The organism is Paenibacillus glycanilyticus, from assembly GCF_030161375.1.
GTDB classification, from domain to species: domain Bacteria; phylum Bacillota; class Bacilli; order Paenibacillales; family Paenibacillaceae; genus Pristimantibacillus; species Pristimantibacillus glycanilyticus_B.
In genome coordinates this window covers 26316-38334 of the sequence record NZ_BSSQ01000034.1, presented here as the reverse complement: position 1 = coordinate 38334, position 12019 = coordinate 26316, and the positions used below count along the sequence as shown (strand labels likewise).

The window sequence follows — 12019 nt, the reverse complement described above, 5'->3', positions numbered from 1 at the left end:
GGATCAACCAGAAAGAAATGGTTGATCTCATAATACGATATAGCGGGTTTATGTACGCCAGCGTCGCAAGTTATATTTGCCAGGCTTGGAGACGGCTGTCGATTTCCGTGCATGGCTGGCCGCGTAAGCGGTATGTCGTCATGATCTGCGCAGCAATTTACTTGAACTTTTTTACTCATCACTATATATGGGATTTGCGCTACCTGCTGACGGTTCTTCTGATCATTGTTTTCTTCCGGACCTTCTTCACTTACGTGGTTGGAGGCAAAACGTATCGCATGCATGCCGTATTATCGTTTTTCCTTATTGGTTTTTTCATCTGGCTGGCGGAAAATATATCGACGTTTATGGGCGCATGGGCCTATCCGAATCAAGAACGTACCTGGCAGCTCGTCCATTTGGGCAAAATCAGCTCCTGGTTCCTGCTTGTTGTTATCAGCGTTATTATCGTCGCGCAGCTGAAGCGGGTGAAGAGTGCGAGAGATGGCGGCAATCCGTCTCTCTAGCTTTGCAAGAAGAAAGAGTAGAGTTAATATTGTTCTAAAGTTCGTCCTACACCCATAAGCTAGTCTCAAGCTATGCTTTCGAAGTGGAGGGACGGGTCAATGGTTGAACAAAACAAGGGGCAGAAGCGGCAGGAAGTCAAAATGCTGAATCGCAAGCTGCTCGAAATTACCGGCGTCTTGAATGTGGAAAGTTTCGACAGCGAAGAGTTTCTGCTCGATACCGATCTAGGCTTCCTGATGATAAAAGGGCAAAACCTGCATATCAAGCATCTTAATCTAGAGCAAAACCTGGTCGCCATTGAGGGGTTTGTCCATTCGCTCGCCTATTTGGACGCCAACGCCTCTACCAAAACAAAAGGCTTATTCGGGAAGTTATTTAAGTGACCTCCTTAAGCCTTCAGTTTTTCACAATGGGGATGATGCTGCTGTCGGGCATCGGGATGGGCGTGATCTTCGACGGTTATCGGGTCGTGTCGAATGAATTGCGCTTTCCGCGGTGGACGTTGCCGGTACTCGATATGGTGTACTGGCTCGCCGCAGCGCTTCTTGTTTTCCGTGTGCTGTACGCCAGCAACTACGGCGAGGTGCGGGCGTATGTTTTTATCGGCTTGCTTTTCGGTGTGCTTAGCTACTACTGGCTGCTGAGCAGACCGGTTATCCGAATAGTGAAATGGGTTATTGAAGCGGTACGAGCCTTAATCCGGTTCACCGTCCGGACTTTTGAGCTTCTTATCGTCAAGCCTATTATTTTGCTATATCGATTGGTTCGCGTATTAATTGGATTTGGGACTGCACTCACTATTTTCCTGTTAAAAATTGTGCTACAATTGGTAAGACCATTTTGGCTTCTGCTGCGTTTTCTATTAGGTCCTCTTATTCGTCCGCTATGGCGATGGCTTGGACCAAAGCTTGCCAGCTTGAAGTTCAAGGAGAGATGGGACAAACTGCAATCAGGCGTGATTAAATTATGGAAACGCCTGTTTTAGTTTTTGGGAGGTTTATGTATGACAGCTGCCACAGCCAATCCATCGACAGGGAACGCAGGATCCAAACGCCGTTTGCGCATTTGGGCGATGTTCGTCACTCTATTTTTGTGCTGGGCGGTGTATACCTTTATAGGACAAATCAAGGATTCCCGCACTACACAAGCCCAATTGACGGAGATCAAGAAGCAGGTAGACGAGGCCACCGTACAGTCCAAACAGCTTCAGCAGCAAATCGATCGGCTTAACGATCCCGAATATATCAGTCAACTAGCAACCAAAGAACAAGGGATGGTAACACCTGGAGAACAGCAGATTCAGGTCATTAAATAGACGCCACAACGGGTGAACGTCTGTTGACCTTACTTTGGCGATTAAGTTATAATCACGGTAGTAACGCTATTTAGCTTAGGGAGGAACATTTTATTTTATGGCAATTGAAGTAGGAGCCAAGTTAGAAGGCAAAGTGACAGGCATAACGCATTTCGGAGCATTCGTTGATTTGTCCGGGGGTGTCACAGGGCTCGTTCACATCTCGGAAATTGCCGATAACTACGTCAAAGACGTGAAGGATCACCTGAAAATTGACGATGTTGTTAAAGTCAAAGTGATCAACGTCGATAAAGACGGCAAGATCGGACTTTCCATCAAGCAGGCAGTCGACCGGCCAGAAGGCCAAGCAGCACCACAGCAACGTGAACCTCGTGTTGGCGGCGGCCACGGTGGGGGCGGCGGCGGAGGTTTTAACCGTGGAGGCGGCGGTCAAGACCGTGGTGGACGTCCTTTCAACAAGCAGTCGGCTGGCAGACCGTCTTACAACAAACCGTCATTCGAGGATAAAATGTCTCGCTTCTTGAAAGATAGCGAAGAACGGATTTCCTCCCTGAAGAAAAATACCGAAGGCAAACGCGGCGGACGCGGGGCTAAACGGGTCTAAAGCTGGATTTTATACAATCATATGAGGGCAGAACCTAAACGGTTCTGCCTTTTTTACCACAAGAGACCTTAAAAATTCCGTATAACCGGAATTTACGAGGTCTCTTTGGCGTTAAAACCTACCTCTGAGGCGCGGTCGCTCCTCTTCGAATTGCTACGATCAGGGTTTTCACACAGCATTCGGCGTTAAAACCTACATCTGAAGCGCGGTCGCTCATCCTCGGATTGCTACGATCAAGGTGTTCTCACCACAGCCTTCGGCGTTAAAACCTACATCTGAAGCGCGGGCGCTCCTCTTCGAATTACTTCGCTCAAGGTTTTCACACAGCATTCGGCGTAAAAACTAACCTTATCTCTAAACGGTTTATTCTTCCCTACCTCATTATCCCCCTTGTTTCTAATATCCTCAGACAGGGTAATAAAAATCATTCCAACTGACAAACTTCCGCATAAAATCAGTTTCCTACAGCCTCCGGTTGTCTACTCCAACGCTTTCCCAGCGTCATAAATAGCTTTTGCAGCCCCGCGCTCAGCTCCAAACCAGCCTTTTTCTATGCTCTCTATGCCTTTTTTCTAAAAATATACCTCTCCTCAAAAAAAAGTTTTAGTTCATTTCCCCGATTGTCCTTGCATTCCCGACAGCAGAAAACAAAGATTTTGTGTGTAGAAGAAGGCGCGACGCGACGTTTTTTGTTGAAGCAGCAGCCATGCCAATAGTCACGTGTAAGGTTTGGATTCAGTCGCGGCGCGGTTTTGAAAGCGTTGACATTTTGCGGACTGCCTATTTTCCATTTGTCGGAAAAAACTTATGCTTGCCCACGGTAAACTGACAAACTTCATACGGACATGCTCCTATAATTGGAAACACAATAAACCGAAATGGGTGGTGTTCGAGATGAAAAAAGAAAATGTCATTATGTTTCCTGCAGGTGAGCAACAAATGGGATGGGGACATTCCATAATGGAGAAGGGCCGCGGATGGTTATCTTCCAGAAGGATGGTACAGTTGGTGCTCGCAAAGAAATGGACCATTATGCTCGTGGGGCTTGGTTTCCTCCTTGGAAGGGCTGTGATTCTGGAATCGTTAATGCCCTTCGCGGCGGCTTATTTCGCAGTCGTCTACTTTCTTCGAAAAGACGCGTTCGCTTGGACGGCAGTCTCGCTGGTGGCCGGGAGCTGGTTCGCGGTTACGCCCGCACCCTTATGGATCGGGATGGAGCTCGCCGTTCTGTTCTTATTATTTAAAGGCCTGGAGGCTTACGAGAAGGCGGAGCTCGGGACTGCTCCCTTACTCGTCTTTATCTCCACCTTACTTGTGCAGCTATTTGGACTCTTCATAGGAGACACGATGAGCTGGTATGGGTTCATGATGGTGGTCGTCGAGGCGGCGCTTAGCTTTGTGCTTACGCTTGTCTTCATTCAGGCCATACCGGTTCTGACCATGTCGAAGAAGTCCGCTTCTCTCAAGAACGAGGAAATCATCTGCCTCATGATTCTCCTTGCCTCCGTCATGACCGGGGCGGTAGGGTGGCAAATATACGGTCTTTCCGTTGAACATATTATGTCGCGGTTCCTGCTCGTGCTGTTCGCACTTGCTGGAGGGGCTCCGCTTGGCGCCTGTGTCGGCGTAGTAGCCGGTCTGATTCTTAGCCTTGCGGATTTGAATGCCGTTGTGCAGATGAGTCTGCTTGCATTTGCAGGTTTGCTTGCCGGTCTTCTGCGGGAAGGCGGCAAAGCCGCGGTGGCCTTTGGCATGCTGCTTGGCACCTCGATCCTTGCTGTCTACGTCGGCAGCGGGTCGGATGTAATGACTTCAACCTGGGAGTCTGTGGCGGCAGCCGTTCTGCTTATGCTTACACCAAAAATTATGATTCGAACCATTGCCCGTTATGTTCCGGGTACAAACGAGCATGCTAAGAGCCAGCATGAATATGCCAAACGCGTGCGCGATGTGACCGCTGATCGGGTATCTCAATATTCGGAGGTGTTCAAACAGCTCTCCAAGAGCTTTGGCCAATTGAATAACACGGAAAACGTACCCGTGAAGCAAGAGGAGGAACTTAGCCATTTCATGCAGACGGTATCCGCGCGGAGCTGCGCCGACTGCCACCGGAACAAGGCTTGCTGGGAGGGCAAGTACTTCCAAACCTATCAGATGATGAAGGATATGATCACTGCGGTAGACGAGGATCGCATACCTACGCATAATATGCCGCGCACATGGTCGTCTCATTGCACGAAGCCGGCACAAGTGATCGGCATTATCGAGCAGGAGTACGAGCTTTATAGAAATGATATGCACTGGAAAAAACAAATATTCGATTCCCGCCAGCTTGTGGCGGATCAATTATCGGGCGTTTCGCAGGTGATGGAAGATCTGGCGCGCGAGATTAAGAGGGAGGGACAAACGCTTCACCTGCAGGAAGAACAAATCCGCGAAGCATTGGAGGGGTTGGGCTTATCTATTCAGGAGATTGAAGTCATAAATCTAGAGGAGGGGAATGTGGAGATCGAGCTTTACCACCACTTCGCAAGAGGATACGATGAGTGCCGCAAAATCATTGCTCCGCTCTTATCGGACATTCTTGGCGAACACGTAGCCGTCAAATCCGAAAGGCCGGCTGAGAAGAAAGGCGAACCGACGCTTGTTGTATTTGGGTCGGCCAAGGAGTTTGAGGTGGAGACCGGCATTGCCGGTGCCGCGAAAGGCGGCGATCTGCTGTCGGGAGACAGCTTCAGCATGCTCGAGCTTGGTAATGGCAAGTTTGCCGTAGCCATCAGCGATGGCATGGGCAATGGGGAGCGTGCGCGTCAAGAGAGCAGCGCAGCCCTGTCCATTTTGCAGCAGCTTCTGAAGTCCGGCATGGATGAGAAGCTGGCGATCAAATCGGTTAATTCAATCCTGCTCCTGCGATCGCCGGATGAAGTGTTTGCGACGATTGACCTGGCGATGATTGATTTATATACAGCCAAAACAACCTTTATGAAGATTGGCTCTACGCCAAGCTTTATTAAACGAGGGAACGAGGTGATTCCGGTAACGGCCAATAACTTGCCTGTCGGTATTTTGCAGGACATCGATTTTGATCTGATCTCCATGCCGCTGCAGCCGGGGGATACGATCGTTATGATGAGCGACGGCATTTATGACGCGCCGGGCCATGCGGTCAATAAGGAGATGTGGATGAAGCGGATTATTCACGAGCTCAAGACCGAGGATCCGCAAGAGATGGCCGATGCTCTGCTTGAGACCGTCGTAAGGTACCATGAGGGCGAGATTAATGATGATATGACCGTGCTTGTCGCGCGGATCGATAAACATTTGCCGGAATGGGCGTCATTCCGCTGGCCTGGGCTTACCCGGCTGGAACGGCCCCGTACGGTTAGCTGAAGGAGGTAGATGATAGATGGGAGGATGCAGGCTCTTAGGCTAAGGCGCGTCAGGGAGCGCTTGGCCGGGAGCCTTTTTGGCTTCTATCATTTCAAAGATGGCTTCAATACATAATTTCTTGGCAATCTAGCGGTTTATCCCTCGCTTCAAACGGCAAAACTAATAGAGAAAGTATGTTTGTTTGAAGAGGAGGCAAAGAACCATGAAGCAAATTTTGCTGATTACGGACGGCTGCTCGAATGTCGGGATGAGTCCTGTTGTAGCCGCGGCCCATGCCAAGGCGGAAGGGATTGCCGTAAACGTCGTAGGCGTTCTGGATTATGGTGACGTAGGCGAGCTTGGCGCATCGGAAATCGAAGAGATTGCCCGTGCCGGAGGAGGTCTTAGCAGGCTTGTAAATACGCGGCAGCTGTCGCAGACGGTACAAATGATGACGCGGAAAACAGCGGTACAAACGATTCAGCTTGCCGTGCAGAAGGAGCTGAAGCAGGTGCTCGGAAACGGTTCGATCGAAGCGCTCCCACCCGAGAAGCGGGGCGAGGTCGTACGAGTAATTGATGAACTTGGCGAGACATCGAAACTTCAAGTTGCCCTTTTGATTGATGCCAGCGCCAGCATGAAGCCGAAGCTTCGTGCCGTGGAGGAGGCGATTCATGATCTTATGTTAAGCCTGCAAGCGCGTCAAGGACATAGCGAGATTGCCGTCTTCCATTTTCCAAGTACCAAGTACGGCGAGGACTGCAAACTGGATCTGGAATGGACCGATAATTTAAAAGGTATTTCCTCTATATTTACGAAGTTGCCGATGAGTGGCACGACGCCGACCGGACCTGCGCTCATGCAGGTCATTGATTTTTACCGGCAGGGGGATTATGGTAAGAAGGGCAGAAACGATGATGAAACGGATGGGATGATGAGTGACTACGTCGTTTAAGTTAAATCTCCGTCGCGGTACCGTTATAACAGGGAAGTGGAAGCATTCCCGTTATCGCGTGGAGCGGCTTCTCGGAGAGGGAGCAAACGGCAAGGTGTATCTCGTTCATGCTGACCGCGGCTGGTGCGCGCTTAAAGTTGGAATGGATGCCATCGATCTGCAGTCTGAGATCAACGTGCTGCAGGCTCTCGAGAAGCAGGACCGCAAGCAGACCTATCTGTATGAAGTGGACGATCTGCTCGGACCGGACGGGAAAGAGTATCCTTTCTATATTATGAGGTACGTGCGCGGAGTAACGATTTCTGAGTTTTTGGCGAAAAACGGGCCGGAGTGGTTCCCCCTTATGGGGCTTAACCTGCTTGGCAAGCTTGCCGAGCTGCATCGCAAGGGCTGGGTGTTCGGCGATTTGAAGATCGACAATGTGCTGGTGGCCGACTACGGTTACGTCGAGCTAGTCGATTATGGCGGCGTAACGGCCATGGGCAAGGGGATTCGCCAATTTACCGAGATGTATGACCGCGGTTATTGGAATGCGGGCTCGCGTTCGGCGGATGCGAGATACGATCTGTTCTCATTTGCCGTACTTTGCATCATGCTCTATGAGCCGAAGAAACTCCAAGCGTTGTCGGGAGGTCTTCCGCAGATTCGCTCGGCCGAAGAGCTGGAACGTTTAATTGGCGAATGCAAAGGGCTGGCCCCCGTAGCGGGTTGGCTGAAGCAGGCGCTCTCCGGACGATTCTATGATGCTTCTGAAGGAGCGGAAGCTTGGCGGAGGCTGCTGCACCGCAAAGATACGCGGATCAAAAGCTCAAGGACGCCGGGCTGGCTCAAGGGTCTTGCCGCCGTTTCGGCGGTTGTGCTCGGCATTTCGGTTTATTGGCTGCTCCGCGGTGGTATATAAGCCATAGAAATAGAATTAACTAAAAGGGAACGGGGAGATACATACGCATATGGAAACGGGGGACCATAAGCTGCTGACCGAGATGATGAAATATGCAGCAAATGAACAGCTATGGTCGAAAGGCGACCGAATCGTGGCCGCTGTATCCGGCGGTCCCGATTCAATGGCGCTGCTGTACCTGCTTTGTTTGGCGGCGCGGCAGGAGCAGCTCACCATCATTGCTGCCCACGTCAATCATGGCTTCCGCAAGGAGGCATCGCTGCAGGAGGCGGAGGTTGTGCGTCAGTTTGCAGCGGAATTGGGCGTATCCTTTGAAATGATCGAGCTGGATATGCCCGCATACATAGAGGAAACAGGAATAAATGCGCAATCGGCATCCCGCGAGAAGCGCTACGCCTTTTTGCATGAGACGGCACATAAATACGGCGCAACGGCTATTGCCCTGGCCCATCACGCCGACGATCAGGCGGAGACGGTGCTCATGCGCGTCATCCGCGGCGCGGGCCTTACCGGACTTGCGGGCATGGCTGCGAAACGGCAAGAAAAAAACGTGGAACTTATACGTCCATTACTTCGTATGAACAAGTCAGACATTGTGCGCTACTGCGACGGGCACAGCATTCCTTACTGCCTCGACAGCAGCAATAATGAGCGTTACTATTTTCGAAATATCGTTCGGCTGGATGTAATCCCTTATCTTTCGCAATTTAATCCGCAGCTTTCCCATTCGCTCCGCCGGATCGCCGATGTGGCGGGGGCTGAGGATGAATGGATGGAGCATGAAGGGCAAAGGCTGCTTGCTTCCCTTGTGACGTCAACGCCGGATGAATGCAAGTTGGACGCGGGTGCGCTGTCAGGCCTTCATGTCGCTTTACAAAGAAGATTGATTAAACTAATATTAAATTATCTTTCGAAGGATGCAGAAATTGCCTCCTTTGATGCGATTGAGACAATGCGGCTGGCGGCAAGCCCAAAAGCCCCGAGTACCTGGCGATATGATGCAGGCTCGGGTGTTCGGTGCATCCGTGAGTATAGCAGCATACGGTGGGTTCGAGTGCTTAACGCATCAGACAGACCGTCTCCATATGCATACTCCATCCCCCATGACTCGGGGAAGGTTACCATTGCGGCTGGCGGACGTAGATTTTATGTGGAGCGTCTGAAGCGGGGGGATGCGGTGAAACCGGCGGGCAGGAACGAAGTTTGCTTTGATGCGGACAGTATCGCTTTTCCGCTGACGGTACGCAATCGGCAGCCCGGCGACCGAATTCAGGTTTTAGGATTAAACGGCTCCAAAAAAGTGCAAGATATGTTCGTTGACGAAAAGATCGCGCCTTCGGAGCGTGAAGCTTATCCGCTGCTTGTTGATGCGGAAGGCCAACTGCTCTGGATTCCGGGCATCCGTCGTTCCAGCCATGCGCTTACCGGTCATGAGACAACGGACTTCCTGTTCATTCGAATGGAGAACGAATAAGAAGCACTGCTGTATTCATAATTATAAAGTGAAAGATATAGGAGGATTTACATTTTGTTGAACGATATTAAAGAGGTACTCTACGACGAAGGACAAATTAAAGCGAAAGTGAAGGAACTCGGCGAGACGCTTAGCCGTGACTTCGACGGGCGAAATCCGCTCGTTATTTGCGTCCTCAAAGGTGCGTTTATTTTCATGTCCGACCTGGTCAAAGAGATGCCGATTAAACTTGAGATCGATTTTATGGCCGTATCGAGTTATGGGGCTTCGACCAAATCGTCGGGCGTCGTAAAGATTATTAAAGATCTTGATGCTTCCGTAGAAGGGCGAGACGTCCTGATCGTCGAAGATATTATTGACAGCGGATTGACGCTGAGCTATCTGATCGACGTGCTGGAGCGCCGCAATGCCAAGTCGGTAACGGTTGCAACGCTGTTCGATAAGCCTGCGCGCCGCTCCGTTGATCTGGAAGCGGACTACACCGGGTTCTCGTTGCCGGATGAGTTTGTTGTCGGCTACGGCCTCGATTACGCAGAGAAATACCGCAACCTTCCGTTCATTGGCATTCTGAAGCCGGAAGTTTACGAGAAATAGATTTTGCGGTTAAGCCGGCATGACTTCCCTTCGCTTCTTAGTTCTATTGAGATGGAAAGTCATGCTATGTTAAAATATTAGAAGCGTCTTGAGAGGAGGTAGGGGATGAATCGGATCATCCGTAACACTGGATTTTATTTGATCATCTTTTTAGTAACGGTTGGGATTATTCAGTTTATCAGCAGCCAAAATAATACTACCGTCGGAATTCGTTACGATCAGCTTCAACAAGCGATCAGTTCCAACAATGTGGAAGAACTGACCGTGAAGTACGATGGTTATACTTATTTGGTTTCAGGTAAATATAAAGAGCCACCTGCGGACTCCAAAAACGGAGAGAAGAATTTCTCCTCGCGGGTTGCTTTAGAAGCGGGAGAAGATATTCTCGCTGCACAGCAGCAACATGGATTCAAGTTGAACTACAAGCCTATGGACACACCAAGCATCTGGCTTACGTTCCTTACTTCCATAATTCCGTTTGTGATCATATTTATTTTGTTCTTCTTCCTGATGAATCAAGCCCAAGGCGGCGGCGGCAAAGTGATGAACTTTGGCAAGAGCCGCGCAAGGCTGTACAACGAAGAGAAGAAGCGCATCACGTTTGAGGATGTGGCAGGTGCCGACGAAGAGAAGCAAGAGCTTGTCGAAGTCGTTGACTTCCTGAAGGATCCTCGCAAGTTCAACGTGGTTGGCGCACGTATTCCGAAGGGCGTGCTCCTTGTAGGTCCTCCGGGTACAGGTAAAACGCTTCTTGCCCGTGCTGTAGCCGGCGAAGCAGGCGTACCGTTCTTCAGCATCTCCGGTTCGGACTTTGTGGAAATGTTCGTCGGTGTCGGCGCATCCCGTGTCCGCGACTTGTTCGAGAACGCGAAGAAAAACGCTCCTTGTATTATCTTTATTGACGAGATTGATGCAGTTGGCCGTCAGCGCGGCGCCGGACTTGGCGGCGGACATGACGAACGTGAGCAAACGCTCAATCAATTGCTCGTTGAAATGGACGGTTTTGGTGCCAATGAAGGCATTATTATCGTCGCTGCGACGAACCGTCCGGATATTCTTGACCCGGCGCTTCTTCGTCCGGGACGTTTCGACCGTCAAATTACGGTTGACCGTCCAGACGTAAAAGGCCGCGAAGCGGTACTGAAAGTACATGCGCGCAACAAGCCTTTGGCTAAAGACGTTAAGCTTGACGTCATCGCCAAACGTACGACAGGCTTTACCGGTGCGGATTTGGAGAACCTGCTGAACGAAGCGGCCCTCCTAGCTGCCCGCCGCAACAAGAAAGACATTGCGATGCAAGAGGTTGATGAAGCGATTGACCGCGTTATCGTTGGTACGGAGAAGAAGAGCCGTGTCATCAGCGAGCGCGAGAAGCGTATCGTCGCTTATCACGAAGCAGGTCATACTATTGTTGGTTACTTCTTGGAACATGCCGACGCGGTGCATAAAGTTACGATTATTCCACGCGGACGCGCTGGCGGTTATGTCATTATGCTTCCGAAGGAAGACCGCATGCTTGTAACGAAGCAAGAGCTGCTTGATAAAGTAACGGGTCTGCTTGGCGGACGTGTTGCAGAAGAGTTGTTTATCGGCGAGATTGGTACTGGCGCTTACAGCGACTTCAAGCAAGCTACTGGCATCGTACGCAGCATGATTATGGAATACGGTATGAGTGATAAGCTAGGACCAATGCAGTTCGGCCAAACGCAAGGTCAAGTGTTCCTAGGCAGAGATCTTGGCCACGAGCAGAACTACTCGGATAAGATCGCTTATGAGATCGACCAAGAGATGCAAAACTTTATCAATGATTGCTACACTCGTGCGAAGCAATTGTTGACGGAGAAGACAAGAGAAGTTCATCTGATCGCTCAAACGCTTCTTAAAGAAGAGACGCTCGAGCTCGAACAGATTAAGAATCTCATCGAATCCGGCGCTCTTGAAGGCGGCGAATCGCCAACCGGAGAAGGAAGCGGATCGGCTGAATCGACCTCCGAGCCAATCGTTGATACCATTGGCGGCGTCAAGGTTCGCATTCAAACCCGTGAAGCAGGCGATATTACGCCTCCTGATCTGGACGAACAAAAGCCAGACGACGAAGATCCAAACAAAGGGTCCTAATAAACAAACAGCTGTCTTATGTTTGCTTTGTAGCAGACATGAGGCAGCTGTTTTTATGTGCAATGGTTATCGTTCGGATATAAGGGGTATTAAAAAGAGTCTAACTGAAGGGATGTTAGTTACTTGTTCAGTATTTTCTAATAAACCTGCACAAATGTTACATATTTATAGGTATTAAAGTT

11 protein-coding genes are annotated in these 12019 nt (G+C 50.2%); all 11 read left to right on the top strand.

Annotated elements, in window-relative coordinates:
• Positions 1 to 506 (top strand): DUF817 family protein (locus QQK89_RS29115; RefSeq protein ID WP_284242275.1); only part of this gene is annotated, 506 nt, incomplete at its 5' end.
• A gap of 99 nt (positions 507 to 605) precedes the next feature.
• Entirely contained in the window at positions 606 to 890 is a 285-nt protein-coding gene (gene yabP / locus QQK89_RS29110; RefSeq protein WP_284242274.1) for a sporulation protein YabP, read from the top strand.
• On the top strand, positions 887 to 1492 hold the full coding sequence (yabQ, locus tag QQK89_RS29105) for a spore cortex biosynthesis protein YabQ (protein ID WP_284242273.1): 606 nt from the start codon (positions 887 to 889) through the stop codon (positions 1490 to 1492). The genes yabP and yabQ overlap by 4 nt, the downstream gene beginning before the upstream one ends.
• 18 nt (positions 1493 to 1510) lie before the next feature.
• Positions 1511 to 1822 carry an FtsB family cell division protein gene (locus tag QQK89_RS29100; protein ID WP_284242272.1) on the top strand — a complete coding sequence of 104 codons (312 nt, stop codon included), beginning with the start codon at positions 1511 to 1513 and terminating at the stop codon, positions 1820 to 1822.
• Between the two features lie 97 nt (positions 1823 to 1919).
• Positions 1920 to 2426 carry a S1 domain-containing RNA-binding protein gene (locus QQK89_RS29095; protein WP_284242271.1) on the top strand — a complete coding sequence of 169 codons (507 nt, stop codon included), beginning with the start codon at positions 1920 to 1922 and terminating at the stop codon, positions 2424 to 2426.
• Between the two features lie 894 nt (positions 2427 to 3320).
• A complete protein-coding gene (gene spoIIE, locus QQK89_RS29090; protein ID WP_434481806.1) occupies positions 3321 to 5816 on the top strand; it encodes a stage II sporulation protein E in 2496 nt (831 codons plus the stop codon).
• 202 nt (positions 5817 to 6018) lie between these two features.
• Positions 6019 to 6750, top strand: coding sequence for a vWA domain-containing protein (locus tag QQK89_RS29085; RefSeq protein ID WP_284242270.1), 732 nt, complete (start codon positions 6019 to 6021; stop codon positions 6748 to 6750).
• Positions 6734 to 7651, top strand: a complete 918-nt coding sequence (locus QQK89_RS29080) for a serine/threonine protein kinase (protein ID WP_284242269.1) — start codon at positions 6734 to 6736, stop codon at positions 7649 to 7651. The genes QQK89_RS29085 and QQK89_RS29080 overlap by 17 nt, the downstream gene beginning before the upstream one ends.
• A gap of 49 nt (positions 7652 to 7700) precedes the next feature.
• A complete protein-coding gene (tilS, locus tag QQK89_RS29075) occupies positions 7701 to 9125 on the top strand; it encodes a tRNA lysidine(34) synthetase TilS (RefSeq protein ID WP_284242268.1) in 1425 nt (474 codons plus the stop codon).
• A 54-nt stretch (positions 9126 to 9179) separates the two neighbouring features.
• Positions 9180 to 9719 (top strand): hypoxanthine phosphoribosyltransferase, encoded by a 540-nt coding sequence (gene hpt, locus QQK89_RS29070; RefSeq protein ID WP_012772064.1) that lies wholly within the window; start codon positions 9180 to 9182, stop codon positions 9717 to 9719.
• 105 nt (positions 9720 to 9824) lie between these two features.
• Positions 9825 to 11837 carry an ATP-dependent zinc metalloprotease FtsH gene (ftsH, locus tag QQK89_RS29065; RefSeq protein WP_284242266.1) on the top strand — a complete coding sequence of 671 codons (2013 nt, stop codon included), beginning with the start codon at positions 9825 to 9827 and terminating at the stop codon, positions 11835 to 11837.
• Positions 11838 to 12019 lie beyond the last annotated feature (182 nt).

Bases quoted from the DNA above. Each gene is read 5' to 3' on its own strand.
- spoIIE (WP_434481806.1), top strand. From the start codon at position 3,321: ATGAAAAAAGAAAATGTCATTATGTTTCCTGCAGGTGAGCAACAAATG.
- ftsH (WP_284242266.1), top strand. From the start codon at position 9,825: ATGAATCGGATCATCCGTAACACTGGATTTTATTTGATCATCTTTTTA.
- yabP (WP_284242274.1), top strand. From the start codon at position 606: ATGGTTGAACAAAACAAGGGGCAGAAGCGGCAGGAAGTCAAAATGCTG.
- QQK89_RS29100 (WP_284242272.1), top strand. From the start codon at position 1,511: ATGACAGCTGCCACAGCCAATCCATCGACAGGGAACGCAGGATCCAAA.
- tilS (WP_284242268.1), top strand. From the start codon at position 7,701: ATGGAAACGGGGGACCATAAGCTGCTGACCGAGATGATGAAATATGCA.
- QQK89_RS29085 (WP_284242270.1), top strand. From the start codon at position 6,019: ATGAAGCAAATTTTGCTGATTACGGACGGCTGCTCGAATGTCGGGATG.
- QQK89_RS29095 (WP_284242271.1), top strand. From the start codon at position 1,920: ATGGCAATTGAAGTAGGAGCCAAGTTAGAAGGCAAAGTGACAGGCATA.